23 protein-coding genes are annotated in these 25,887 nt (G+C 68.5%); 5 read left to right on the top strand and 18 right to left on the bottom strand.

The window, feature by feature from the left end; translation table 11 throughout:
- Nucleotides 1–7: 7 nt before the first annotated feature.
- Entirely contained in the window at nucleotides 8–1,045 is a 1,038-nt protein-coding gene (locus AC5I49_RS23945; protein WP_495790000.1) for a GlxA family transcriptional regulator, read from the bottom strand.
- A 238-nt stretch (nucleotides 1,046–1,283) separates the two neighbouring features.
- On the opposite strand from AC5I49_RS23945, the gene AC5I49_RS23940 reads away from it, so the two are divergent.
- The gene (locus AC5I49_RS23940; RefSeq protein ID WP_012204334.1) at nucleotides 1,284–2,393 is read left to right on the top strand and encodes an S-(hydroxymethyl)glutathione dehydrogenase/class III alcohol dehydrogenase; all 1,110 of its coding nucleotides are present in this window, start codon (nucleotides 1,284–1,286) and stop codon (nucleotides 2,391–2,393) included.
- Nucleotides 2,394–2,641: 248 nt separating this feature from the next.
- Nucleotides 2,642–3,514, top strand: a complete 873-nt coding sequence (gene fghA, locus AC5I49_RS23935; RefSeq protein WP_046240405.1) for an S-formylglutathione hydrolase — start codon at nucleotides 2,642–2,644, stop codon at nucleotides 3,512–3,514.
- A 146-nt stretch (nucleotides 3,515–3,660) separates the two neighbouring features.
- Here fghA and phnX read toward each other — a convergent pair whose 3' ends face one another.
- Genes phnX through phnD form a run of 5 tightly spaced genes read right to left on the bottom strand, consistent with a single transcriptional unit; the run spans nucleotide 3,661 to nucleotide 8,298 of the window.
- Nucleotides 3,661–4,509: a phosphonoacetaldehyde hydrolase gene (gene phnX / locus AC5I49_RS23930; protein ID WP_495789999.1), complete on the bottom strand. Its 849-nt coding sequence runs from the start codon at nucleotides 4,507–4,509 to the stop codon at nucleotides 3,661–3,663.
- A 54-nt stretch (nucleotides 4,510–4,563) separates the two neighbouring features.
- Nucleotides 4,564–5,652 (bottom strand): iron-containing alcohol dehydrogenase PsrA, encoded by a 1,089-nt coding sequence (gene psrA, locus AC5I49_RS23925; protein WP_252653243.1) that lies wholly within the window; start codon nucleotides 5,650–5,652, stop codon nucleotides 4,564–4,566.
- A gap of 47 nt (nucleotides 5,653–5,699) precedes the next feature.
- Nucleotides 5,700–6,545 (bottom strand): phosphonate ABC transporter, permease protein PhnE, encoded by an 846-nt coding sequence (phnE, locus tag AC5I49_RS23920; RefSeq protein ID WP_495789998.1) that lies wholly within the window; start codon nucleotides 6,543–6,545, stop codon nucleotides 5,700–5,702.
- A complete protein-coding gene (phnC, locus tag AC5I49_RS23915; RefSeq protein WP_017406122.1) occupies nucleotides 6,545–7,423 on the bottom strand; it encodes a phosphonate ABC transporter ATP-binding protein in 879 nt (292 codons plus the stop codon). The genes phnE and phnC overlap by 1 nt, the downstream gene beginning before the upstream one ends.
- On the bottom strand, nucleotides 7,420–8,298 hold the full coding sequence (gene phnD / locus AC5I49_RS23910; RefSeq protein WP_495789997.1) for a phosphonate ABC transporter substrate-binding protein: 879 nt from the start codon (nucleotides 8,296–8,298) through the stop codon (nucleotides 7,420–7,422). Before phnD ends, phnC begins: the two co-directional genes overlap by 4 nt.
- 181 nt (nucleotides 8,299–8,479) lie before the next feature.
- Here phnD and AC5I49_RS23905 point away from each other — a divergent pair, with 181 nt between their 5' ends.
- Nucleotides 8,480–9,331: a LysR substrate-binding domain-containing protein gene (locus AC5I49_RS23905; protein WP_016450187.1), complete on the top strand. Its 852-nt coding sequence runs from the start codon at nucleotides 8,480–8,482 to the stop codon at nucleotides 9,329–9,331.
- A gap of 16 nt (nucleotides 9,332–9,347) precedes the next feature.
- Here the strand turns inward: AC5I49_RS23905 and AC5I49_RS23900 are convergent, their stop codons facing one another.
- Entirely contained in the window at nucleotides 9,348–10,490 is a 1,143-nt protein-coding gene (locus AC5I49_RS23900; protein ID WP_495789996.1) for a PA0069 family radical SAM protein, read from the bottom strand.
- A gap of 294 nt (nucleotides 10,491–10,784) precedes the next feature.
- Here AC5I49_RS23900 and rnk point away from each other — a divergent pair, with 294 nt between their 5' ends.
- Nucleotides 10,785–11,189, top strand: coding sequence for a nucleoside diphosphate kinase regulator (gene rnk, locus AC5I49_RS23895; protein ID WP_026062607.1), 405 nt, complete (start codon nucleotides 10,785–10,787; stop codon nucleotides 11,187–11,189).
- A gap of 73 nt (nucleotides 11,190–11,262) precedes the next feature.
- Here the strand turns inward: rnk and AC5I49_RS23890 are convergent, their stop codons facing one another.
- Complete coding sequence (locus AC5I49_RS23890; protein WP_310037586.1) at nucleotides 11,263–12,420, bottom strand: acyltransferase family protein; 1,158 nt, start codon at nucleotides 12,418–12,420, stop codon at nucleotides 11,263–11,265.
- 167 nt (nucleotides 12,421–12,587) lie between these two features.
- On the opposite strand from AC5I49_RS23890, the gene AC5I49_RS23885 reads away from it, so the two are divergent.
- Nucleotides 12,588–13,184, top strand: a complete 597-nt coding sequence (locus AC5I49_RS23885) for a GbsR/MarR family transcriptional regulator (protein ID WP_026062606.1) — start codon at nucleotides 12,588–12,590, stop codon at nucleotides 13,182–13,184.
- A gap of 198 nt (nucleotides 13,185–13,382) precedes the next feature.
- On the opposite strand, the gene cydX is transcribed toward AC5I49_RS23885, so the two are convergent.
- The 10 genes from cydX to AC5I49_RS23835 all read right to left on the bottom strand — a co-directional run bounded on the left by cydX (nucleotide 13,383) and on the right by AC5I49_RS23835 (nucleotide 25,886).
- The gene (cydX, locus tag AC5I49_RS23880; RefSeq protein ID WP_012204319.1) at nucleotides 13,383–13,508 is read right to left on the bottom strand and encodes a cytochrome bd-I oxidase subunit CydX; all 126 of its coding nucleotides are present in this window, start codon (nucleotides 13,506–13,508) and stop codon (nucleotides 13,383–13,385) included.
- A 49-nt stretch (nucleotides 13,509–13,557) separates the two neighbouring features.
- Nucleotides 13,558–14,709, bottom strand: a complete 1,152-nt coding sequence (gene cydB, locus AC5I49_RS23875) for a cytochrome d ubiquinol oxidase subunit II (protein WP_016450182.1) — start codon at nucleotides 14,707–14,709, stop codon at nucleotides 13,558–13,560.
- Between the two features lie 18 nt (nucleotides 14,710–14,727).
- Nucleotides 14,728–16,314 (bottom strand): cytochrome ubiquinol oxidase subunit I, encoded by a 1,587-nt coding sequence (locus AC5I49_RS23870; RefSeq protein ID WP_016450181.1) that lies wholly within the window; start codon nucleotides 16,312–16,314, stop codon nucleotides 14,728–14,730.
- Nucleotides 16,315–16,356: 42 nt separating this feature from the next.
- Entirely contained in the window at nucleotides 16,357–18,042 is a 1,686-nt protein-coding gene (locus AC5I49_RS23865) for an amino acid ABC transporter ATP-binding/permease protein (RefSeq protein ID WP_017406271.1), read from the bottom strand.
- Nucleotides 18,039–19,691, bottom strand: coding sequence for a thiol reductant ABC exporter subunit CydD (cydD, locus tag AC5I49_RS23860; RefSeq protein WP_495790026.1), 1,653 nt, complete (start codon nucleotides 19,689–19,691; stop codon nucleotides 18,039–18,041). Before cydD ends, AC5I49_RS23865 begins: the two co-directional genes overlap by 4 nt.
- Nucleotides 19,692–19,983: 292 nt before the next feature.
- The gene (locus AC5I49_RS23855) at nucleotides 19,984–20,943 is read right to left on the bottom strand and encodes an NAD(P)H-dependent flavin oxidoreductase (RefSeq protein ID WP_012204314.1); all 960 of its coding nucleotides are present in this window, start codon (nucleotides 20,941–20,943) and stop codon (nucleotides 19,984–19,986) included.
- Between the two features lie 60 nt (nucleotides 20,944–21,003).
- Nucleotides 21,004–22,794 (bottom strand): acyl-CoA dehydrogenase, encoded by a 1,791-nt coding sequence (locus AC5I49_RS23850; protein ID WP_272207132.1) that lies wholly within the window; start codon nucleotides 22,792–22,794, stop codon nucleotides 21,004–21,006.
- Between the two features lie 97 nt (nucleotides 22,795–22,891).
- A complete protein-coding gene (locus AC5I49_RS23845; protein ID WP_016450177.1) occupies nucleotides 22,892–24,034 on the bottom strand; it encodes an ABC transporter substrate-binding protein in 1,143 nt (380 codons plus the stop codon).
- Between the two features lie 155 nt (nucleotides 24,035–24,189).
- The gene (locus tag AC5I49_RS23840) at nucleotides 24,190–25,122 is read right to left on the bottom strand and encodes an electron transfer flavoprotein subunit alpha/FixB family protein (RefSeq protein ID WP_313283705.1); all 933 of its coding nucleotides are present in this window, start codon (nucleotides 25,120–25,122) and stop codon (nucleotides 24,190–24,192) included.
- Between the two features lie 14 nt (nucleotides 25,123–25,136).
- Entirely contained in the window at nucleotides 25,137–25,886 is a 750-nt protein-coding gene (locus tag AC5I49_RS23835) for an electron transfer flavoprotein subunit beta/FixA family protein (RefSeq protein ID WP_046239651.1), read from the bottom strand.
- Nucleotide 25,887: the final 1 nt, after the last annotated feature.

Below are 25,887 nucleotides of genomic sequence, written 5' to 3'. Positions count from 1 at the left end.
TTCCGGTTCAGCCCGCGCCGCCTCGCCCGCCAAAGCGATCCCGGTACGCCACCGGGGTAATGCCCAGGTGGCGCACGAACAGGTGGCGCAGCGCCTGCTCCGAGCCCAGGCCCACGCGCGCGGCCACGGTCTTGAGCGGCAGATGGGCCTGGCTTTCCAGCAGTTGCTTGGCCGCCTCCAGCCGCGCGCTCTCCGCAAAGGCCGTGGGGCTTTGCCCGGTTTCCTGCTGGAACACGCGGCGCAGGTGCCGCTCGCTCATGTGCGCCTGCTCGGCCATCTGCGCAAGGGTCAGAGGCTCGGCCAGATGGGTCATCACCCACTGCTGCACGGCCTGCACGCCGCCGTGCTGCGCGGCCTGGGCCGCCAGCGGCACGCTGAACTGCGACTGGCCACCGGGACGCTTGAGGTACATGACCAGGTCACGCGCCACCTCCAGCGCCAGCGCGTGGCCGAAATCCTCTTCGACCACGGCCAGGGCCAGGTCGATGCCGGCCGTCACGCCGGCCGAGGTCCACAGCTGGCGGCTGCCTGCGCCATCGCGGATTTCCTCGCGCAGGTAGATGGCATCGGCATCGACCTGCACGCGCGGATGGCGCTGGGCCAGTTGCGCCGTCACGCTCCAGTGCGTGGCCGCGCGCCGGCCGTCCAGCAAGCCCGCCTCGGCCAGGAAGAAGCTGCCCGAGCACAGCGCAATCAGCCGCTGCACGCGCGGCGCCACGCGGCCCAGCCAGGCGACCAGCTCGGCCGAGCCGCCCAGCACCTGCTCGATATGGCGCGAGCCCACGACGACCACGGTGCAGCCCATGCCTGCAGCCTCCAGCCCGGCCAGCGTGTGGGTGGCCTCCAGCGACATCAGCGTGTCCGAGCGCACGGGCCCTTGCCGCTGCGAGACCACGCGCACCTCGTAGCCGTCGCTCTGGCCGCGCGCGCGTAGGTGCACGTTGGCATAGTCGAACACCGACATGGGTCCTATGGCCTCCAGCGCCTTGAAGCCGGGGTAGACGACAAGATCGATGCGGTGGGCGCTGGCGTGGCGGTGGTCCATGGGAAACGGCGGGCTCGGAGGCGGTCAGGGTGGAAAGAATGGGGCGGACTATACGAAAAGACGCAAGCACCCACGGCCTGCAGGCCCGGCCGACGCCGGCCACACCCCTCAGATTCGGACATATCACCTGAGGCTGCGGCCATGATGCGGCCGGTCCGCGCGGCCATGGCCTACATTCAAGGCTTCGCGGAGCGCGCGCACTGCCGCTCCTGAGCCACCCCGACAGAAAGACACGCCCATGAAATCCAAAGCCGCCGTCGCCTTCAAGGCTGGAGAACCCCTGCAGATCGTCGAGATCGACGTGGCCCCCCCGAAGAAGGGCGAGGTCCTGATCAAGATCACCCACACCGGCGTCTGCCACACCGACGCGTTCACGCTGTCGGGCGACGACCCCGAAGGCATCTTCCCCGCCGTGCTCGGCCATGAAGGCGCGGGCATCGTCGTCGAGGTCGGCGAAGGCGTGACCAGCGTCAAGCCCGGCGACCACGTGATCCCGCTGTACACCGCCGAATGCGGCGAATGCCTGTTCTGCAAGAGCGGCAAGACCAACCTGTGCGTTTCCGTGCGCGCCACCCAGGGCAAGGGCGTGATGCCCGACGGCACCACGCGCTTTTCGTACAACGGCGAGCCCATCTACCACTACATGGGCTGCTCCACCTTCAGCGAATACACCGTGGTCGCCGAAGTCTCGCTGGCCAAGATCCACCCCGATGCCAACCCCGAGCAGGTCTGCCTGCTGGGCTGCGGCGTGACCACGGGCCTGGGTGCCGTCAAGAACACCGCCAAGGTCCAGGAAGGCGACACCGTGGCCGTGTTCGGCCTGGGCGGCATCGGCCTGGCCGTGATCCAGGGCGCCAAGCTGGCCAAGGCCGGCCGCATCATCGCCGTGGACACCAACCCCTCCAAGTTCGACCTGGCCCGCACCTTCGGCGCCACCGACTGCGTGAATCCCAAGGATTTCGACAAGCCCATCCAGCAGGTCATCGTCGAGATGACGGGCTGGGGCGTGGACCACAGCTTCGAGTGCATCGGCAACGTCAACGTGATGCGTGCCGCCCTGGAATGCGCGCACCGCGGCTGGGGCCAGTCGGTCATCATCGGCGTGGCTGGCGCGGGCCAGGAAATCTCCACACGCCCCTTCCAGCTGGTGACGGGCCGCAAGTGGCTGGGCACGGCCTTCGGCGGCGTCAAGGGCCGCAGCGAGCTGCCCGGCATGGTCGAGCAGGCCATGAGCGGCGAGATCCAGCTGGCCCCCTTCGTCACGCACACCATGGGCCTGCCGGAGATCAACGAGGCTTTTGACCTGATGCACGAAGGCAAGTCCATCCGCTCCGTCGTCGTGTACTGAAGCTCCCCCTGAGGCGCTGCGCGCCCTCCCCCGTTGCACGGCGCCTCTCTACTCGCTACGCGAGGGAGGGGGACGACGCCCTCGGCTGGGCGCCCCCGCCGCGAGGCGGCTCTTGCTCGGCGCCTCTCGCCTGGGCAGCGCCAGTTTCATGGGCCGTTGACCGTGTATAGCGTATCAACTCCCATCTTTGAATGCTGCATGCACCGCTTGCCAAGGTGCCCGTAGCATTTTTCTTTTTGAGGAACACCATGTCCGCACTGCCGCCCCTGGAACTCAAGAACGCCCATGCCTGCTTCGGCGGCGCACAGCGTTTCTACGAGCATTTCTCCGCCGAGATCGGCCTGAACATGAAGTTCTCGGTCTTCCTGCCGCCCAAGGCCGTGGCCGGCGAGAAGGTGCCCGCCGTGCTCTATCTGGCCGGGCTGACCTGCACCGAAGAGACCTTCATGACCAAGGCCGGCGCCCAGCGCCTGGCCGCCGAGCTGGGCATCGCCCTGATCGCGCCCGACACCAGCCCGCGCGGCGCAGGCCTGCCCGGCGAGGCCGATGCCTGGGACTTCGGCGTGGGCGCGGGCTTCTACCTGGACGCCACCACCAGGCCCTGGGCGCTGCATTGGCGCATGGAAAGCTATCTGCTGGGCGAGCTGCTGCCGCTGATCGCCGCACGCCTGCCCATCGACGCGCAGCGGCTGGGCATCTTCGGCCACTCCATGGGTGGCCACGGCGCGCTCACGCTGGCGCTGCGCCATCCGGGCCGCTTCAAGAGCCTGTCGGCCTTCGCGCCCATCGCCAACCCCGTCAACTGCCCCTGGGGCCAGAAAGCCTTCTCGGGCTATCTGGGCGATGACCGCAAGGCCTGGGAAGCGCATGACGCCAGCTGCCTGATGGCCGCCCAGACCCAGGCGCCCTACCCGGCCGGCATCCTCGTGGACCAGGGCCTGGCCGACAAGTTCCTGATCGAAAAGCAGCTGCTGCCCGAAGCCTTCGAGGCCGCCTGCGCCCAGGCCGGCCAGCCGCTGACGCTGCGCCGCCACGGCGGCTACGACCACGGCTACTACTTCATCCAGAGCTTCATTGATGACCATCTGCGCCATCATGCAGAGCAGTTGAGTACCCCCTGAGGCGCTTCGCGCCTTCCCCCTCTCTACTTGCTTCGCAAGGGAGGGGGACGACGCCATCGCCGCGAGGCGGCTCTTGCTCGGCGTCCCTGTTTTTTTGGTCGCGCCAGTTTCCAAGATTGGGCACAAGACCATAGAACGGGCGCGTCTCACCCAGGCATGCGCCCCGCGCGCATGTCCTGCGCGATCCGCTCCAGTACCTGCGGCAGGTCCTTCACGCTGGCGATCACGTGGTGGGCGCCGGCTGCGCGCAGCTTGGCCTCGGCGCGGGCCACGCGCTCGCGCACTTCTTCGGCGGGGGCGGCGGCCAGTTCGGCGGGGGAGTAGCCGACTTCGTTGCCGGACAGGGTCAGGCCCACGGTCCACATGCCGGCGTTGCGGCCTTCCTCGATGCCGGGCACGGTGTCGTCCACCTTCACGCAGGCACGCACGTCGCCAATGCCCAGCGCCAGCACATTGGCCAGCGCCATGAAGGGGCCGGGGCGGCCGCCTGCGGCCATTTCATCGCCGGCCACCACATGGTCGGGAGCCAGGCCGTTGGCCGCTGCCTGGGGCAGCAGCTGGTTCAGGACTTCACGCGGATAGCCCGAGCACGAGCCCACCTTCAGGCCCTGCGCGCGCAGCCAGCCCAGCAATTCAGGCGCGCCTTCGATGGGTGCCGAGAACTCGCCCACCTTGGCGATCTGCATGGGCATGAAGCGGGCGTAGATGGCGTCCACGTCGGCGTCGGCGGGCGGCTGGCCGAAGGCCTTGTGCCATTGCGCGCGGATGCCTTCGTCCTGCAGCAACTCGTGGATGTGCTGCCACTTGGACAGTCCCATGGGGCCGCGTGCCTGGGCCAGGGTGATGGTGATGCCGAAGCTGGCAAAGGCCTCGACAAAGATCTGCGTGGGCGCCAGCGAGCCGAAATCGACCAGGGTGCCGGCCCAGTCGAAGATGACGGCCTGCAGCGGCGACAGATCGGCGGCGGCGGCGGTGGAGACGGTGGTGTGGTTCATGGTGCTTTTTGACTAGGAAAGAGGTTCAAACAGAAGAGGGCCGCACGCGCCTGTTCATTCCAGCGTGCGGATGAAATTGCGCCCGCGCGGGCCGGATGCGGCCGACTGCAGCAGCTGCTGCCACTCATCCCCGGGCACGCCGTAGTGGGCGGGATCGGTGGCCACGCCCAGGCCTTCGAGGAAGTTGCGCAGGCGCTGCACGGCCAGCTCGCCCGTGGCGGCATCGAAGATGGACAGCAGGGCCGCATCGGCCTCATCGTCGGCGCCCAGTGCCATCTCCAGCACCAGCGGCAGGCTGAACGAGCAGGCAATGCCGTGGGCCACGCCATGGCGCAGCGTGATGTCGTAGGACAGCGAATGCGCCAGCGCCGTGCGGGTGTTGGAGAAGGCCAGGCCGGCCATCAGGGCGGCCTCGGCCATGCGGCTTCGCAGCGGCAGGCTGCCCAGGTCCTGCATCAGCGCGGGCAGCGTGGCCAGGGTGCGGCGCGCGGCGCCCACGGCCAAGGTGGTGGAGACGGGATTGCGGTGCCGGTTCCAGATGGACTCCAGCGCGTGCGACAGCGCATCCAGCCCCGAGGCCAGCGTGGCGCCGGCCGGCAGGCTTTGCATGAGCTGCGCGTCGATGATGGCGGCCTCGGGCCAGGTCCAGTGCTGGTGCAGCGAGTGCTTGCGGCCAGCGGCCTGGTCCCAGATCGTGGCCCAGGGCGTGACCTCGCTGCCCGTGCCGGCCGTGGTGGGAATGGCGATCAGCGCCTTGTGGCCTGCGGCCGGCAGGGCCAGCCCCTGCTCCAGGGCCTGCAGCAGTTCGCCGAAACGCCGCGTGGGCGTGGCGCACATCAGCGCCTTGGCCGAGTCGATGGCGCTGCCGCCGCCCAGGGCCACGATGCACGGGACCTCGGCGTATTCGCGGTGCACGCGGTCATACAGCGGGGCCAGCCACTGCACATCGGGGTTGGGCGCAATGCCGTCCACCACGCCGCGCAGCTGGCTGCCCAGCCGTTGGCGCAGCTGCTGCACCAGGCCCAGGGATTCGGCCTCGGGAAACGTCACCAGCAGGCAGTCGCGCCCGGCCAGCAGCTCGGGCAGGCGGTCCAGGCGGCCGGGGCCGGTATGGATGGCAACGGGGTTGTGATAGGTCCACACAAATCGGTCCTTTGAATGAAACGGGGGCGCCGAAAAAAGCGCTGCCCTCAATGGCGGGTGCCCTGCTGGATGCGGCGGCGCAGCCAGTGGGAGATGAGATCGGCAGCGATCACCATCACGGTGATGACCACGATGCAGGTGGCCGTCTCCTGGTAGCGGAACAGCTTGAGGCTGCCGACCAGCTCGAACCCCAGCCCGCCCGCGCCCACCATGCCCAGCACCGTGGCCGAGCGCAGGTTGACCTCGAAGCGGTAGAGCACGACCGCGATCCAGGCCGTGATGGCCTGCGGTAGCACGCCGAAGACGATGAGCTGCAATTGCGTGGCGCCTGCGCTGCGCAGGGCCTGCAGCGGGCCGTCGTCGATCTCTTCGATGCTCTCGGCGAAGAACTTGCCCAGCATGCCCATGCCATGCAGGGCCAGGGCCAGCACGCCGGGAAACGGCCCCAGGCCCACGGCCGAGACAAAGACCAGCGCCAGGATCAGCTCGTTGATGCTGCGCACCACGTTCAGGAACTGACGCGTGATGCGCCGCAGCCAGTGCCAGCCTTGCAGGTTGCTGGCCGCGATGAAGGACAGCGGCAGCGCCAGCACCACGGACAGCAGCGTGCCCCAGATGGCGATCTGCACCGTCTCCAGCGCGGGCGCCATCAGGCGCGGCAGCATGCTCCAGTCCGGCGGCACGGAGCGCGCCACGAAATCCGCGATCTGGGGCATGCCTGCCGCCAGTTCGCCCCAGCTCATCTGCGCGCCGCCCGCGCTCCAGTGCAGCACCCAGGCGATGGCCAGGGCCGCAGCCGCATAGCCGGTCCAGCCCAGGGCACCGTGGGGGCGCGGCGCGGTCCATTGCCAGCGGTCGCGCGGCTCAGGGCTCCAGGAATTGGCGCTGGTCATCACAGTCCTCCTGCGGGCGCGCTGGCCCGCATCCACGAGGCAGGCACCGGCGCCTGCGCATGCAGGCCGGCAGGCCCTATGGCCTGCGCGCCCGGTGGTGTGTCCGGCTCTGCGCCCTGCCCTGCGCCTTGCCCTGCAGTGGGCTGCGCATGGTAGATGGCCTGCAGCGCGGCCTCGTCCAGCGCCTGCGGCGATCCGTCATAGACCATGCGGCCCTGGGCCAGGCCCAGCACGCGGTCGCCGAACTCCCGCGCGTAGTCCACCTGGTGCAGGTTGCAGACCACGGCAATGCCCAGCTCGCGCGTGGCATCACGCAGGTACTGCAGCACGCTGCGCGCGGTCTTGGGGTCCAGGCTGGCCACGGGCTCGTCGGCCAGGATGACCTGGGGCTGCTGGGCCAGCGCGCGGGCAATGCCCACGCGCTGCATCTGCCCGCCCGACAGCGCCTCGGTGCGCTCCAGCGCCTTGTGGGCCAGGCCCACGCGCTCCAGGCACTGGTCGGCCAGGCGGATATCGCTTTCGCGGAACAGCTGCAGCACCGAGGCCAGGGTGCCGGTCTGGCCCAGGCGCCCGGTCAGCACGTTCTTGCGCACCGACAGGCGCGGCACCAGGTTGTGGTGCTGGAAGACCATGGCCACGTGGCGAGCCAGCTCGCGCCGGCTGTGCCTGCCGCCGCCCAGCATCAGGTCCATGCCGCCCACCTCCAGCGTGCCGCTGTCGGCGCGGGCCAGGCCGTTCATGCAGCGCAGCAGCGTGGACTTGCCGGCCCCCGACAGGCCCAGCATGACGACGAACTCGCCGGGCTGCACATCCAGGTCGATGCCATGCAGCACGTGGTTGCTGCCATAGCTCTTGCGCAATTGGCGGATGCGGATCATTTCATGCTCCCGAGGTCCAGCTTCAGGGCCTTGGCCGTCTGGCGCACCACGTCGTAGGCCTTGTCATCCGTGGCCGCGAAGCCGTCGAGCACGCCCTGGTCGCCCCAGGGCAGGTCCTTGACCTCGGCCAGGGCCGCAGCCACCTTCTGCTTGGTGCCGGCGTCCAGGTTCTTGCGCCAGGTCATGGGCGACTCGGGAATGGGCTGGGAGCGCCAGACGATCTGGAAGTCCTCGCGCTTGACCAGGCCCTTGTTCACGGCGGAGTCGAAGATGCGGTCGGCCACGGCCGCCGCATCCACCTTGCCGTTGGCCACGGCCATGATGCTGGCGTCGTGCGAGCCCGAGAAGATCACGCGCGAAAAGCCCTTGTCCGCATCGAAGCCCTCGGCCATCAACCCCGCCTTGGGAAACAGGTGGCCCGACGCCGAGGTCGGGTCCACAAAGGCAAAGCTGCGGCCCTTGAGATCGGCCACGCTGGCCGGGCCCTTGTCCTTGCGGGAGATCACCATGCTGTGGTAAGCGCTCTTGCCCGTCTTCTTGGTCACGGCCACGGCAAAGGCCTCGGCGCCTGCCACCTGGTTGGCCAGCACGTACGAGAACGGGCCGAGGAAGGCGATGTCGATCTTGTTGGAGCGCAGCGCCTCGATCACGCCGTTGTAGTCATTGGCCACGAAGGGCCGCACCTTCATGCCGGTGCGGGTGGCCAGCTGGTCCATGACCTGCTGGCTGGCGCGGATCATGGCCTGCGCGTCCTCCGAGGGGATCAGGCCCACGCGCAGCTCGGCGCTCTGGGCAAAGGCGGCAGTGGTAGCGGTGGCGGCCAGGGCCAGCACGGCGCCGGCATGGCGCAGCCAGGTCTTGCGGTTCATCTTCATGGGAGTGTTCCTTTGCATCAGGTCAGGCACATCGGCGGATCGGTGGATCCGTGAATCGCCGGTCAAATCGCCAGGCGGGTGGGTATGGCTGAATGCTAGGAGCGACATATTTCTGCCATGTGAAAGTTTCAGAATCGGTTTTGACAGCATCCATAGACAAAACCTTGAGATACCGACTTTCGTGAGCAACGCCCGCTACCGCGCCTTCATCGCCGTCGCCCACCATGGCAGCCTCAGCGCCGCCGCCCGCGCACTGGGCGTGAGCCAGCCCACCATCTCCACCCAGATCGCCACGCTGGAGCGCCAAAGCCAGATCGAGCTGTTCCACCGCCGCGGCTACCGCATGACGCTCACGGGCGCAGGCGCCAGACTGCTGCCCATGGCGCAGAAAATCATGGCGCTGGAGGCCGAGGCCGAATTCTTCCTCCGCGACTCGGGGCAGCTGCACCAGGGCGAGCTCAAGATCGGCGCCGTGGGGCCCTTCCATGTGATCGAAATGGTGGCCGCCTACCGCGCACGGCACCCGGGCATGCAGCTGTCCATCCGCATGGGCAACTCGCAGCAGGTGCTGGCCGACCTGGAACGCTACGACACCGACGTGGCCGTGCTCGCCGGCCTCTACGACCGCCCGGAGCTGCTGGCGCGCGAGTACGCGCGCCACGCCATCATCCTGTTCGCCCATGTCGCCCATCCCTTCGCGCGGCGCAGCGAAATCGCGCTGTCCGAACTGCAGGGCCAGCCTCTGCTGCTGCGCGAGCACGGCTCGACCACGCGCACCGCGCTGGAATCGGTGCTGCAGGCCGCCGGCGTGCAGCCGCGCACCGAACTGGAGATCGGCAGCCGCGAAGCCATACGCGAAGCCGTGGCGCGCGGCCTGGGACTGGGCGCCGTGTCCGAAGCCGAATTCATCCCCGACCCGCGCTTTCGCCCGCTGCGCATCGCGGGCGACCCGGCCAGCACCACCACCTATGTCTATTGCATGCGCGAGCGCAGCGACAGCCTGCTGGTGAGGTCGTTTCTGGAGGCGGTTTGAGCCTGCCGGTCCGCGCTCAGAACAGACTGCGCTGCGGCAGCAGCAGCGACGGATGGTAGAGGCTGCAATCGAGCCGCAGCGGCTCGCGGTTGAATCCATACCGACGGCAGGCCAGGGCGAAGCGCTGGCGCAGCAGCTCGGCCCAGTGGCCAGTACCTTTCATGCGCTGGCCGAACTCGGCGTTGTACACGCGGCCGGCCTCGCGCTGCTCGCCCTGGATGCCGTGCAGGTCGCGCACGCGCTCCATCACGCGGCGGGCGCGGTCGGGGTAGTGCACCTGCAGCCATTGCTCGAACAGCGGCGCCACTTCCCAGGGCAGGCGCAGCACGGCATAGAAGGCGTGGCGCGCGCCTGCGTCGGCGGCCGCCTCCAGCACCTTCTCCAGGTCTTCGTTGATGAAGGGAATCTGCGGTGCCAGGCTCACGCCCACGGGCACGCCCGCCTCGGTCAACGCGCGGATGCTGCGCAGCCGGCGGTACGGCGCGGCGGCGCGCGGCTCCAGGTGGCGGGCCAGGTCGGCATCCAGCGTGGTCAGCGTGATGTGCACCGAGGCCAGGCCCTGGCGCGCCAGCGGGGCCAGCAGGTCCAGGTCACGCTCCACCCCGCTGCCCTTGGTGACGATGGAAAACGGGTGGCGCGCCTCGGCCAGCACTTCGATCAGGCGGCGCGTCAGCCCCAGCTCGCGCTCTATGGGCTGGTAGCAGTCGGTGACCGAGCCCAGCATCACGGGCGCGGCCACATGGCTGGCGCGCGACAGCTCGGCGCGCAGCAGCTCTGGCAGGTTCTGCTTGGCGATGAGCCGGGTCTCGAAGTCCAGCCCCGGCGACCAGCCCAGGTAGCTGTGCGTGGGCCGGGCATAGCAATAGATGCAGCCATGCTCGCAGCCCCGGTAGGGATTGAGCCCCATGTGAAACGGCAGGTCGGGCGACTGGTGGCGGCTCAGCGCCGAGCGGGCCTGCTCCCAGCGCAGTTCGGTGCGCAGCGCAGCGGCCTCTTCGCCTTCGGCCGGCGCCTCAAGACTGCCCCAGCCGTCGTCAAAGGCCTCGCGCGGATCGGTGGTGAAGCGGTGTGCCAGTTGGCTGGCTGCGCCCCGGCCCTTGATGGGGTGCAGGGGCACCCGGGCCGTGTCGTGATGAGGCGTGGGAGGACTGGAAAGCATGAAGCAACTGTATAAAAATACAGTCATACCAACAAGCACTCCCCGCATGCCTGCGGTTGCGAAGTGGGTTTTGCCGGCTTGGCAAGTGCCCGCGCCAATCCGCACCGCACCGTGCGGGTTCGCTTGGCAGAACGCGCACGGGCCTGCACAATGGCCTTATCGCACCAACTTGGTGCTTTTCTCTTTTCTGAAGATGCCTTGGCCCGGACAACCGCGTTGCCCGGGCTTTTGTCCGTTTGGGCGCCGCTGCCCTTCATTGCAGCCACGGCGCAAGCACACAAGGGAGCCAACACCATGGAGCGCAAGCCCCACATCATTCTTTCGTCCCTGGACCTGGAACGCATCGAGGCCCTGCTGGACAAGCAGCCCGCCTTTCCCGGCCGCGAGGCGCTCGAGGCCGAGCTGGACCGTGCCGACGTGCTCGAGCCCAAGGAAATGCCGCCCAACGTGGTGACCATGAATTCCACGGTGCGCTTCACGCTGCTGGAGTCGGGCAAGACCAATACGCTGACCTTGGTCTATCCCAAGGAGATGGATGGCAGCGCCGACAAGGTGTCGGTGTTCGCGCCCGTGGGCATTGCCCTGCTGGGCCTGAGCGTGGGCGACCAGTCCCGCATGCCCGGCCCCTCGGGCCAGGTCACCGTGCGCGTGGATGCCATCGAGTTCCAGCCGGAAAGCGCAGGCGAGCTGCACCGTTGAACGCCGACCGGCGTGAAGCGAAAAAGGCAGCCCACCGGCTGCCTTTGTTGTTTGTGGACTGACGCACCGCACCTCAGCGCAGGCCCGCCACAAATGCCGCGATCAGGCCGGTGCCCACCAGGCCGGCCTGCCAGCGCAGCGCCATGTGCCAGCTGGGAACGTGGCGCTCCACGCGCTCGTACAGCAGATGACCGGCCGCAATCGACAGCGCAAAGGCCGTGCACATGCCCAGCAGGGCGGCGGGAATGGACTGCGGCCAGAAATGGCTTTCCACGGCGTTGACCAGCAGGCAGACCGAGAAGTGCACGAGAAACACCGAGTACGAAATCTTGCCCAGCCGGCGCAGCGGCGCCCAGCCTTGTGCCTGGGCAAACGCGGGGCTGCGCATGGCCGCGACCAGGGCCAGCGCCGTGGCACCGGCCAGCGCGATGCGGTCGCGCCACTCCAGTGCCAGCGCCGCCACGACCAGGGCCACGATCAGCAGGGACCAGCTCCAGGCCGTCGAGGACTTGTCCGCATGCGCGGCCCAGTACGCCAGCATGCCCAGGCCGTAGGCGCCAAAGAAGTACGGCGCCCACACATCCCATTGCGCATCCAGATTGAAGCCCAGCAGCGAGGCCGCCACGCCGATCACCACCAGCGCCTGCGCCACGCTCAGCGTCCAGGGCCAGCAGCGCGACAGCGCCTGGCCACCGAAGCGGCGGCGCAGCAAGGCGCCGCCCCAGCGCGTGCCGGCCAGCAGCAGCGCCGTCAGCGCAAACAGCTGGAAGTCGATGGACACGTACCAGACGCCGGCGGACAGCGACTCCTCGCCCACGATGTTCTGCAGCAGCAGCGCATGCGCCACCAGCTGCCAGAGATCGGGCTCGCCCGACACCGAGGCATGGTCGAACCAGGGCCGCACTGCCGCCGAGACGACGACGGCCACGACCAGGGCCACGGCATAGGGCACGACCAGGCGCACGAAGCGGCGCCCGATGCGCGACCACGGATCGCTGTGCAGGCCGTGGCCTTGCGGCGCCATGCTGGCTGCCGCCAGGTAGCCGCCCAGCACCAGGAAGATCTGCACGGCCATGCGCGCATATTCATAGAGCCAGTCGATGAGGTCCGGCGCGGCCGGATGGGCGATATCGGACATGGGGCCGTAGAAGGCCAGGTGGTGCCAGACGATGGCGGCACAGGCCAGGCCCTTGGTGCAGTCGATCAGCGCACTGCGGCTAGCGTGGGACATGGGGCAATCTGCAATCTGCGAACGGGTCGGGAAGCGGGAGGCGCTGGGCCGGGCCGCCTGGCCGCAAGCCCGCAAAGGCGCCATTGTGCGCCTTTTGACCGCGTCTTGCAGAAAGCTGACGCACCGCTTTCCAAGCCGCACAGGACATGCCGGCACGCGAGGGCACAATGCATGCCATGACGCAACCCAAACCTCTTCCGGCGTTGAACCGGCAGTTCGTCTCGCACTTCGGCGAGATGGGCAGCCGCTGGGGCATCAACCGCACGGTAGGCCAGATCTACGCTCTGCTGTTTCTTTCGCCCGAGCCGCTCAATGCCGACCAGATCGCCGAGACGCTGGAGTTCTCGCGCTCCAACGTGAGCATGGGGCTCAAGGAATTGCAGGCCTGGCGCCTGGTGCAATTGCGCCACCAGCCCGGCGACCGGCGCGAGTATTTCGAGGCGCCGCAGGATGTCTGGGAAATCTTCCGCCGCCTGGCCGAGGAACGCCGCCGCCGCGAGATCGAGCCCACCCAGTCCATGCTGCGCGCCGCCATGCTGGAGGAAGTCACCACCGAAGAAGAGCGCTACGCCCAGCAGCGCATGCGCGACATGTACGAGCTGATCGACCGGCTCATGAACTGGTTCGACGACGTGCAGCGCCTGTCGCCCGAGACCGCCATGCAGCTCATGGGCATGGGCACGGCCGTGACCCGGCTGCTGGACCTGAAGGACCGCATCACGGGCGGCAAGGGCCGCGCCAAGGCGGACGACACCGACGATTGAACCTGGCAAGCCTGCGTACAAAAATGAGCTCCCGAGGGAGCTCATTGTGTTTACAGCAATGCTTCATTAGCGGTAAGCGCGTGCAAAAACTGGCGTAGCCCAAAGCGAGGGACACCGAGCAAGGGCCGCCCCCGCAGCGAGGGTGTCGTCCCCCTCCCGAAGAGAGAGGGGGAAGGCGCGAAGCGCCTCGGGGGAGCTTTATTTCTCCCGGGCCAGGAGTTCGCGGCGCGTGGCCTCGTCGTCCATAAGTTCGTACCACATCGCGTTGAGCACCGCGAAGGCGGCCGCCAGCGGCAGGCCGAGCAACCAGGCGAAGTACCACATGGTGTTGTGTCCTTTCTTGACGTTGAATGTCGTTGCTTGATTCGGTGGATCAGTACGAGTGGCCGCGGCCCTCGATGATGGCCATCGGGTCGACCTTGCCGCGCAGCACGCTGTAGACCCAGCTGGTGTAGGCCACGATGAGGGGCACGAAGATCAGCGCGCACACCAGCATGATGAACAGCGTCACATGGCTGGACGAAGAGTCCCAGACCGTGAGGCTGTGCTGCGGGTTCAGCGACGAGGGCAGGATGAACGGGAACATGGACGCCCCCACGCTGGCGATGATGCCGGCAATGCCCAGGCCGCTGGACAGCAGGGCCAGCCACTCGCGGCGCAGCCACAGGCCCAGCGCCGCCAGCAGCGGCATCAGCAGGCCGATGGCCGGCACGGCCCAGAGCACGGGCCGGGCCTGGTAGTTGGCGAACCAGGCGCCCGCCTGCAGCGCAGCCGTCTTGAACAGCGGGTTGGACGGTCCGGTGGTGTTGACCTCGCTGGTGATGCGGTAGCCGTTGAGCGCGGCCAGCCACACGCCGGCCGCCGCGAACAGCACCGTGGTGGCGACGGCCGCCACCATGCCGAGGCGGCGCGCGCGCGCGGCCACATCGCCCTCGGTCTTGAACACCAGCCAGGACGCACCATGCATGAGCAGCATGCACAGCGAGACCAGGCCGGCCAGCAGCGCAAACGGGTTGAGCAGGCCGAAGAACGTGCCCTCGTAGTAGATGCGCATGTCGGGCGCCAGGCGGAAGGGCACGCCCTGCAGCACATTGCCCAGGGCCACACCGAAGATCAGCGCGGGCACCACGCCGGCCATGCACAGCACGGCATCCCAGCGCGCGCGCCAGGCCGGCTCCTCGCGCTTGCTGCGGAACTTGAAGGCCACGGGCCGCAGGATCAGCGCCACCAGCGCCGCGAACATGGCCAGGTAAAAGCCCGAGAACGAGACCGCGTACAGCTGCGGCCAGGCCGCAAAGATGGCGCCGCCGCCCAGGATGAGCCAGACCTGGTTGCCTTCCCAGACCGGGCCCAGAGAGTTGATGACGACGCGGCGCTCCACGTCGGTCCTGGCCGCCAGCGGCAGCAGCGCGGCAGCGCCCAGGTCAAAGCCATCGGTGACGGCAAAGGCGATGAGCAGCACGCCCAGCAGGCCCCACCACAGCAGGCGCAGGACGTCGTAGCTGATCAGTTCGTGAAGAATCATGGTGACAATCTCCCTTGGTCATTGCCCGCGGGCGAGTTTTTGCATCAGAGGGAAGTAGGTGGTCAGGTGCGGTGCGCTTTCCTCCTGCGGTCCCTTGCGGATGGCCTTCACCATGAGCTTCATCTCGATGACGAAGAGCACGGAGTAGATGGCGATGAAGCCTGCAATCGTCAGCAGCAGCGTGCCCGCGCCCAGGTTGGAGACGGCCAGCGCCGTGGGCAGCACGCCTTCGATGATCCAGGGCTGGCGGCCCACCTCGGCCACGATCCAGCCGCACTCGGCCGCGATCCAGGGCAGGGGAATGGCGATCACGGCCAGCTTGAGCATCCACGGATGGGCGTCCAGCCTGCGCCGCACCGACAGCCAGAAGAAGGCCGCCGTGAGCGCGATGAAGAACATGCCCAGCCCCACCATGATGCGGAAGGCCCAGAACAGCGGCCCCACGGCCGGCACGGTGTCCCAGGCGGCCTGGGCGATCTGCGCGTCCGTGGCCTGGCGCGGGTCGTCCACGTAGCGCTTGAGCAGCAGCGCGTAGCCCAGTTGCCCGCCCTTGTCCTCGAAGACGGCCTTGGCCTCGGCCGGCACCTGGCCCGTGGGGCCGGCGGCGCGGATGGCCTCCAGCGCGCCATAGGCCTCGATGCCGTTGCGGATGTACTGCTCGGTGCGCTGGACCAGGTCGTTGATGCCGGGGATCTCGGTGGTCAGCGAGCGCGTGCCGATCAGGCCCATGACCCAGGGAATGTGCACGGCGTAGTGCGTCTCGCGTGCGGCCTTGTCGGGGAAACCGAAGGCCGTGAAGGCGGCCGGTGCGGGCTCGGTATCCCACATGGCCTCGATGGCGGCCAGCTTCATCTTCTGGTGCTCCGACGACAGGTAGCCGCTTTCATCGCCCAGCACCACCACCGACAGCGCGGCGGCCAGGCCGAACGAGGTGGCCACCGTCATGGAGCGGCGCGCCAGCTGGATGTGCCGGCCCTTGAGCAGATACCAGGCCGAGACGCCCAGCACGAAGATGGCCGCCGTCACATAGCCTGCCGAGACCGTGTGCACGAACTTGGCCTGGGCCACGGGGTTGGTCAGCACCGCGAAGAAGTCGGTGACCTCCATGCGCATGGTCTGCGGGTTGAACGCCGCGCCCACGGGGTTTTGCATCCAGCCGTTGGCGATCAGGATCCACAGCGCCGAGAAGTTCGAGCCCAGGGCCACGCACCAGGTGGTCACCAGATGGCCGACCTTGCTCAGGCGGTCCCAGCCGAAGAAGAACAGCCCCACGAAGGTGGCTTCCAGGAAGAAGGCCATCAGCCCCTCGATGGCCAGCGGCGCGCCGAAGATGTCGCCCACGTAGTGGCTGTAGTAGCTCCAGTTCATGCCGAACTGGAACTCCATCACGATGCCCGTGGCCACGCCCATGGCGAAGTTGATGCCGAACAACGTGCCCCAGAACTTCGTCATGTCGCGCCAGATGGTGCGGCCCGTCATCACGAAGACGGTCTCCATGATGGCGATGATCACGGCCAGGCCGATGGTCAGCGGCACGAACAGGAAGTGGTAGAGCGCCGTTACCGCGAACTGCAGCCGCGATAGATCGACGATGTCGAGGTCCATGGTGAGATCCTTTCTCTCGGGGGTACTTGGTGAAATCCTTGATCAGCCGTCCTGCCGCAGGCGCGCCAGGGCCGCCTCGAACGGCGGTGTGCCGCGCAGCGCCTCGGACACCACGCGGCCCTGCTCCACCCACAGCAGCCGGTCGGCCAGTTGCGCCTCCCGCAGCTTGTGGGTGGCCAGCACCAGGGTGCGGCCCCGGGCTGCACTGTCCAGCCGCACCAGCAGGTCGGCGGCCGTGCGTGCATCCAGGCCCTCGGTCACTTCGTCCAGCAGCCAGCAGCGCGCGGGGCTCAGCAGCAGCCGTGCCAGCGCCAGGCGCCGTGCCTGGCCGCCGGACAGGCCCAGCCCGCCCTCGCCCAGCCGCGTGTCCAGGCCCTGCGCCATGGCGCGCACATCGCCGGCCAGCCCGGCGACTTCCAGCGCCGCCCACAGCGTGTCCTCGGCGGCCTGGGGGCAGGCCAGCAAAAGGTTGTCGCGCAGGCTGTCCTCGAACAGTTCGGTGCGCTGCGTCATCCAGGTGCAGCGCCGGGCACGCACGGCGCCGGCCAGCGGCTGGAGCTCGCCGGCCATCAGGGACAGCAGCGTGGTCTTGCCCGCGCCGCTGGCGCCCAGCAGGGCGACACGCTCGCCCTCGGCGATACGGATGTCCTGGGCCAGCACGGCGGCACGGGGTGCCACGACCTGCTCCAGCTCAACCGCCAAGCCTTGCCTGGGCGCAGCCGGTTCGCAGGCGCCTTGCGCAGCGCCATCGCGCAGGGCAGGCGCCAGCCGGCGCGCGGCCAGCCAGCTGCGGCCGGCCTCCAGCGCGCCACGGCGCAATGCCGCAAAGGGCTCCATGGCCGTCAGCGCCAGCAACAGGGCCAGCGCGGCCACGGGGGCGCCCAGCAGGCCGGCCTCGGCCAGCCAGCCTACGGCCAGCAGCACACCGGCCAGGGCCAGGGCGCCGCACAGGCCTTGCACGAAGGAAGTTCGGGCCTCCAGGCCGTGGAGTGCGGCGTCGGCCTCGGCCACGCGGGCGTCCAGGGCGGCAATGCGTTCGCAATGCGCGGCCAGGGTGCCAGCCATGGCCAGCTCCGCCTGCCCGGCCACCAGGTCGGCCGTGCGGGCGCGCAGGGACTCCAGCGCCAGCGCGCGGCGCACGGCGGGCCGGCGCGCACTGCGGGCCAGCCACAGGGCGCTGCCCAGGCCCGTGGCCAGCAGCCACGCAGCCAAGGCCAGGCCCAGCCACCAGCGCATCAGGCCCAGCGCCAGGGCGGCCACCAGCGTGGCACCCGTGGCGGCCAGCAAGGGCACGAACAGGCGCAGGTACAGGCTGTCCAGCGCATCCACGTCGGCCGTCAGCCGCTGCAGCAGGCGCGCGGGCCGCAGGCGCAGGCTCAGGGCGGCGGCGGGAGTGGCCCAGCTGCGCAGCAGCCGCTCGCGCAGGGCGGCCAGCACGGCCAGGGTGGCGTCATGGGTGACCAGCCGTTCGGCATAGCGGGTGCCCGTGCGGCCCAGGGCCAGCAGGCGGATACCGGCCGAGGGCATGAAGACGTCGAAGACGATGGCCGTGGCCGGCACCAGCCCGGCCAGCGCCGTGGCCGTGATGAACCAGCCCGACAGGCCCAGCAGCGCCATGCCCATGAGCACCGTGAGCAGGGCCAGCAGCGCGCCGCCCAGCCACAGGCGGCGGGGCGCCATGCGCGCCAGGGCGGCAAGCACGGGCCGGAGGGTGGAGCGGGGCTTCATGCGGCCAGCTCCTGCGGGGCGGCATGGCCCGCCAGCTCCACCACGCGGTGCATGGCGGCGGCCAGCTCGGCATCGTGGGTGGCGACGATCAGCGTGCGCCCGCGCGCCAGTTGCAGCAGGGCATCGGTGACCTGGGCGGCCGTGGCCGGGTCCAGGTGGGCCGTGGGTTCATCGACCAGCAGCAGGCCTGCATCGCGCGACAGGGCCAGGCGCGCCAGGGCCAGGCGCACGATCTCCCCGCCCGACAGGCCGGCTCCGCCCTCGCCCAGCGTGGCGCCGGCACGGGCCTCGGCCAGCTTGCCCAGACCGGCCAGCCGCAAGGCCTGGCGCAGTTCGCCGAAGGTGAATCCCGGGCGGCCCAGCCGGAGGTTTTCGCCCACCGAGCCGGCGAACACATGCGGGCTCTGCCCCATCCAGGCCATGCGCGCGCGCAGCCGTCCGGCCGATTCGCCGTCGAGCAGCTGGCCGTCGATATGGATGCGCCCAGGCTCGGCCACCGGCAGCAGGCCGGCAATCTGCGCCAGCAGCAGCGACTTTCCGCTGCCGCTGGGGCTCCACAGCGCCACATGCTCGCCAGGCCGCACGTCCAGCGTGAGCGCCGGCAGCGTGACCGCGCCGCCTGGCGCCTGGGGCCGCACCTGCTCCAGGTGCAGGGCGCAGGCCTGGCCGGCCGCCCTGCCGGGCGCAGCCAGTGCGCCCGGCAGCGGCTGCGCATCGCGGCCCAGCTCGCCCAGGGCCTGCAGTGCGGCCTCGCCGCTGGCGCGGTCGTGCCAGACGGCAGACAGCTCACGCAGGGGATCGAAGAAGCTGGGCGCCAGCAGCAGCACGAACAGCGCCTGGCCCAGGCTCAGTGTCTGGCCCCAGCTGCCAAAGGGCAGATGGCCCAGCAGGTGAAACCCCACGTAGACGGCCACCATGGCCACGCCCAGGGCCGAGAACAGCTCCAGCACCGCGGAGGACAGAAAGGCGATGCGCAGCACGCGCATGCTGCGTTCGCGCAGGGATTCGGCATTGGCGCGCAGCCGCTGCGCCGTGGCATCCACCGCGCCCAGGGCGCGCAGGGTGGACAGGCCGCGCAGGCGGTCGAGCAGGAAGGCGTTCATGCCGCCCAGCTCCACCATCTGCGCCTGGCTGGCCGCCTTGGCGCGCCAGCCGACGATGGCCATGAACAGCGGGATCAGCGGCGCGGCCACCACCAGGATCAGCGCCACCACCCAGCTCTGGCTGGCCACGGCCAGCGCAATCACCAGCGGCACGGTGCGCACGCGCCACATGGCGGTCTGGTAGCGCGACAGCCAGGGCACGATGGCCTCGGCCTGCTCGGCCATGGCGCTGGCCGCCTGGCCCGAGGCCGCGCGCTGGCGGTCCAGCGGCGAGGTGCCCGCCAGCGTGCGCAGCACCTGCGCGCGCAGCGCACTCACCAGGCTGCGCGCCTGCAGATTGGCGCGGCGCGTGCCGCTGGCATCGCACCAGGCGCGCAACCCGCCCAGCAGTGCCACGCCAGCCGCAAGCTGCCACAGTGGCCACAGCGGCTCCACGCCCGCGCCCGCGCCCGCGCCATCGGCCATGGACTGCACGGCCAGCGCCAGCAGCGCCGCCTGGGGCAGCCACAGCAGCGAGGCCAGCACCAGGCGCCCCGTACCCGCCATCGGACGACGCGCCAGCTGGTGGAACTCAGGCAATGACGGGGTACAAGGTTTGTTCATTTATTCTGTAATTTCAGTATTTACTGAAATTACGCAAAGAATTCTAAACAAACTTGCTCCAGGCAAGTCGCTCGTAGGGGGAAGCCGAGTGAAGCAGTCAAGCGTGCGCAAGGGGTTTTGCGCAAACAACTTCGAGGACCGGACCCGCACAGCGTGGGTAATACCCAAAGAAAACGGCGCCCGAAGGCGCCGTCTGGCAAAGTAGGAGAAGAGCCCGTCCTGGGCTCTGCCGACCTTACGGGGTGGACAGCAGGCGGTCGCGCGCCTGGTTGTATTCACGCTTGAGACGCTCCACCAGCTCGCCCGCACCCGTGACTTCGCGAATGGCGCCAATGCCCTGGCCGCAGCCCCAGATGTCCTTCCAGGCCTTCTTGGCGTCGCCGCCGAAGTTCATCTTGCTGGGGTCCGACTCGGGCAGGTTGTCAGGGTCCAGGCCGGCCGCGCGGATGGACGGCGCCAGGTAGTTGCCGTGCACGCCGGTGAACAGGTTGCTGTAGACGATGTCGTCGGACGTGCCGTCCACGATGGCCTGCTTGTAGGCGTCGTGCGCACGCGCCTCATGCGTGGCGATGAAGGCCGAGCCGATATAGGCGAAGTCCGCACCCATGGCCTGGGCCGCGAGGATGGCACCGCCCGAGGCGATGGAACCCGACAGCGCCACGGGGCCGTCGAACCATTCGCGGATTTCCTGGATCAGCGCGAACGGGCTCTTGACGCCCGCATGGCCTCCCGCGCCCGCCGCCACGGCGATCAGGCCGTCGGCCCCCTTTTCGATGGCCTTGTGCGCGAACTTGTTGTTGATGATGTCGTGCAGCACCACGCCGCCCCAGCTGTGCACGGCCTGGTTCACGTCCTCGCGCGCACCCAGGCTGGTGATGACGATGGGCACCTTGTACTTGGCGCACATCTGCATGTCGTGCTCGAGCCGGTCATTGCTCTTGTGCACGATCTGATTGATGGCGAACGGCGCCGAGGGCCGGTCCGGATGGGCCTTGTCCCAGGCGGCCAGGGTCTCGGTGATCTCGGCCAGCCAGTCTTCGAGCTGCTCGGCCGGGCGCGCGTTGAGCGCGGGCATGGAACCCACGATGCCGGCCTGGCACTGGGCGATCACGAGCTTGGGGTTGCTGATGATGAACAGCGGCGAGCCGATCACTGGCAGGGCCAGTTTCTTCAGCGCCGGGGGAAGCTTGGACATGCGTTGTCTCCGTTGGTTCTCGGTATCTCTGTCTGCGTTGTGCCTTGCGGGAGCGCCGGGTCAGAAGGCGTCCATGGGCAGTGCCATCACGCTGCCTGCGCCGTGCACGATGGCATCGCGCAGGCCCGCCGCCTTGACGAGGATGTGCTCGGCATAAAAGCGCGCCGTCGCAATCTTCGCGCGCATGAAGGCCTCGTCCTGTCCCTTGTGCAACAGCTGCTCGGCCGCCAGCAGGGCGCGGCCCATCTGCCAGCCTGCCACCAGGTTGCCCGCCAGCATCAGGTAGGGAACGCTGCCGGCGTACACGGCATTGGGCTCGGCCTTGGCCTGGCCCGAGACGAAGTGCACCGCCTCCGCGAAAGCCTGGCGCGCGGCGGCCAGCTGGCGGGCCACGGCCAGTGCCTCGGGCGTGCCGCTGGCGGCCAGCTCGGCCTCGGTCTTCTCGATCTGGCCCGCAATGGCCAGCGCGGTCTGGCCGCCATCGCGCGCCGTCTTGCGGCCCACCAGGTCATTGGCCTGGATGGCGGTCGTGCCTTCGTAGATGGTCAGGATCTTGGCGTCGCGGTAGTACTGGGCGGCGCCCGTCTCCTCGATGAAGCCCATGCCGCCGTGCACCTGAACGCCCAGGCTGGTGACTTCCAGGCTCATCTCGGTGCTGTAGCCCTTGACCAGGGGAACCATGAATTCATAGAAGGCCGCATTGGCCTCGCGCACCTGGGCATCGGCATGGTGGTGGGATGCGTCGTAGGCCGCGGCGGCCGTGGCCGCCATGGCGCGGCAGCCCTCGGTGTAGGCGCGCATGGTCATGAGCATGCGGCGCACATCGGGGTGGTGGATGATGGTGGCGCTGGCCTTGACGCTGCCGTCCACGGGGCGGCTTTGCACGCGCTCGCGGGCATAGGCCACGGCATGCTGGTAGGAGCGCTCGGCCACGGCAATGCCCTGCACGCCCACGGCGTAGCGGGCCGCGTTCATCATGATGAACATGTATTCGAGGCCGCGGTTTTCCTCGCCCACCAGGTAACCGATGGCGCCCCCGTTGTCGCCGTACTGCAGCACGGCCGTGGGCGAGGCCTTGATGCCCATCTTGTGCTCGATGCTCACGCAGTGCACATCGTTGCGCGCGCCCAGCGAGCCATCCTTGTTGACCAGGAACTTGGGCACCACGAACAGGCTGATGCCCTTGACGCCCTCGGGCGCCCCGGCCACGCGGGCCAGCACCAGATGGACGATGTTCTCGGCCATGTCGTGCTCGCCATAGGTGATGAAGATCTTGGTGCCGAAGACCTTGTAGCTGCCATCGGGCTGCGGATCGGCCTTGGTGCGCACCAGGGCCAGGTCGGAGCCGGCCTGGGGCTCGGTCAGGTTCATGGTGCCGGTCCACTCGCCGGTCACCAGCTTCTCAAGATAGGTGGCCTTGAGCTCATCGCTGCCGGCCGTCAGCAGGGCCTCGATGGCGCCGTCGGTCAGCAGCGGGCACAGCGCAAAGCTCAGGTTGGCGCTGTTGAGCATTTCCACGCAGGCCGCGCCAATCGTCTTGGGCAGGCCCTGGCCTCCAAAATCCTGCGGATGCTGCAGGCCCTGCCAGCCGCCTTCGGCGTACTGGCGAAAGGCCTGCTTGAAGCCCGCCGTGGTGGTGACCACGCCGTCCTTGAGGCTGGAAGGCGCCACGTCGCCCGGCAGGTTCAGCGGCGCCACCACGCCTTCGCACAGCTTGGCGCATTCCTCCAGCACGGCCTGGGCGGTCTCGAGGCCAGCCTCCTCGAAACCGGGCAACTGCGCCACCTGGTCGATCTGCGCCAGATGCTCCATGGCGAACAGCATGTCTTTGAGGGGAGCCGAGTAAGTCATTGTTGAACCTTCCTGAACAGAGCCTGGACCGCCGGCGCGCAGCGCGCGGCGACCTGGGACAGCGGGCGCGCCGCCACGGCACTACTGCATTGCTGCGTTATTGCGTGACGCGGCCCGATGCGTTGACGATGGACAAATCCACGAATTTCGAGCCCGCCTGCGAGCCCGGACGATAGGTAACCCAGTAGCCGCCCAGATCGAAGGCGTCCAGGCCGCGCAGCGAAGCGGCCAGCTTCTCACGCGTCAGCGGCTGGGTGCGGCGCATGGCCTCCACGATGACGCGGGCGTTCACATAGCCTTCCATCATGGCGTAGCTGACCGGCACGGTCAGCGACTTGCCGGCAGCGGTGGCCGCGTCCCTGAACTCCTTGTTCAGGCGCATGGTCACCTTGTAGGGACTGGGCACGACCTGGGCAATGGACAGGCCGCTCATGAACTCCACGGGCAGGCGCTTGGCCAGTTGCTCGATATCGGCTTCGGACGTGGCGTAGATCTGGGCCGTGCCACCCGCCATGCGGTACGCCTCGACGAAGGCCGAGGTCACGGGGCTGGAGGCCACCACCATCACGGCCTGCGCCGAAGGCTGGGCCTTTTGCAACTGGGACACGGCCTTGTCCATGGCGCCCTTGCCCGTGCTCAGCGAGGCGCTGACCACCAGCTTGGCCTTGGAAGGCGCAATCGCCTTGTCCACAAGTTCAGCCACGGCCTTGGCATCCGGGCGCTCGTCATGCAGCAGGGCCAGGCGCGTGATGCCCACGGTGGCCAGGTGCGAGGCGATCTTGGCCATTTCCTCGGGCAGGTTGGCGCGCGTGCTGAAGATCTGGGGATGGCTCAGCACACGCGTGTCCGTGCTCTGGTAACCGACCAGGGAGATCTGGGACTGGTCGAGCAGCTTGCTGTCCAGCAGCGAAGCCATGTTGCGGTTGCCGAAGTAGCCGGCCAGCACCACGGGCTTGGACTCGTCCAGCAGCTTGCGGGTCTTGTCCACGGTTTCATCGGGGTGGCCCACATCGTCCACCGTGACCAGTTGCACGGGCTGGCCCTGCACGCCGCCGGCCTTGTTGATCTGGTCGAAGTACAGGCGCATGCCCTGGGCATAGGCCCGGCCCTGCGTCGCGCCGGCTCCCGACATGGGTGCCACCTGCCCCACCACCCAGGCATTGGCCTCGGCGGCCAGCGCCATGGCGCCACAGACAAAGGCCACGGCCGTGCGGGCCAGGCGCAAGCGCATCATCTTCATTTCAATCTCCCTCTCGGTTCATGCCATTGCCAGCACCCGCTGGCGGCCAAAGCCGTTGTTGTAGTCGTTGCCGCGAACCATGACCAGCGGGCCATCCCGGCATCCGTGACGGAAAAAGAGGGGCCTTGTGCCCCTCATTTTTCAGCTTTGGTCGCTTACAGCGCCTGCACCAGCTCGGGCACGGCCTGGAACAGGTCGGCCTCCAGGCCGTAGTCGGCCACCGAGAAGATCGGTGCCTCGGGGTCCTTGTTGATCGCCACGATCACCTTGGAGTCCTTCATGCCGGCCAAGTGCTGGATGGCGCCGGAAATACCGGCCGCAATGTACAGCTGGGGCGCCACGATCTTGCCGGTCTGGCCGACCTGCAGGTCATTGGGCGCATAGCCTGCGTCCACCGCTGCGCGGCTGGCGCCGATGGCGGCGCCCAGCTTGTCGGCCAGCGGGGTCATGACCTCGTTGAATTTCTCGCTGCTGCCCAGCGCGCGGCCGCCGGAGACGATGATCTTGGCGGCCGTCAGTTCAGGGCGGTCGCTCTTGGTCACTTCACGGCCCACGAAGCTGCTCTTGCCGCTGTCGCCAGCGGCCGCCAGCTGCTCCACCTGGGCGCTGCCGCCCGTGGTGGCGGCTGCGTCAAAGCCCGTGCCGCGCACGGTGATGACCTTGACCTTGTCGCTGCTTTGCACCGTGGCAATGGCGTTGCCTGCGTAGATGGGGCGCTCGAAGGTGTCGGCGCTGTCCACCTTGGTGATGTCGCTGATCTGGGCCACGTCCAGCTTGGCGGCCACGCGCGGCGCGGCGTTCTTGCCGCTGGCGGTGGCAGGGAACAGGATGTGGCTGTAGTTCGAGGCAATCGCCAGCACTTGCGCTGCGATGTTCTCGGCCAGGCCGTCCTTCAGGCTGGCGCCGTCGGCGTGGATGACCTTGGCAACGCCGGCGATCTGGGCCGCAGCCTGCGCAGCGGCGCCGGCATTCTCGCCTGCCACCAGCACATGCACGTCGCCGCCGCAGGCCAGGGCCGCAGTGACGGTGTTGAGCGTGGCGCTCTTGATGGAAGCGTTGTCGTGTTCTGCAATAACGAGGGATGTCATGTCTGCGAATTCCTTTAGATGACCTTGGCTTCGTTCTTGAGCTTGCTGACCAGGGTCGCCACATCGGGCACCTTCACGCCAGCGCCGCGCTTGGCGGGCTCGGCCACCTTGAGCGTCTTCAGGCGCGGGGCGACATCGACGCCCAGCTCTTCAGGCTTGACGGTGTCCAGCTGCTTTTTCTTGGCCTTCATGATGTTGGGCAGCGTGACGTAGCGCGGCTCGTTCAGGCGCAGGTCGGTGGTGATGACGGCCGGCAGGCTCAGGGCCAGGGTTTCCAGGCCGCCGTCCACTTCACGCGTGACATTCACCTTGTCGCCAGCGACTTCGACCTTGGAGGCGAAGGTGGCCTGGGGCAGGTCGGCCAGGGCCGCCAGCATCTGGCCGGTCTGGTTGGCATCGTCGTCGATGGCCTGCTTGCCCAGGATGATCAGGCCAGGCTGCTCCTTGTCCACCAGGGCCTTGAGCAGCTTGGCGACGGCCAGGGGCTGCAGTTCCTCGGTGGTCTCCACCAGGATGCCGCGGTCGGCACCGATGGCCATGGCCGTGCGCAGGGTTTCCTGGCACTGGGCCACGCCGCAGGAGACGGCGATGACTTCGGTGACCACGCCCTTTTCCTTGAGGCGAACGGCTTCTTCGACGGCGATTTCGTCAAAGGGGTTCATGCTCATCTTGACGTTGGCGATGTCCACGCCCGTGCCGTCCGACTTCACGCGGACCTTCACGTTGTAGTCCACCACGCGCTTGACCGGGACCAAAACCTTCATT

This window comes from Delftia sp., assembly GCF_059499305.1.
This window is presented reverse-complemented; position numbering and strand designations above follow the sequence as displayed.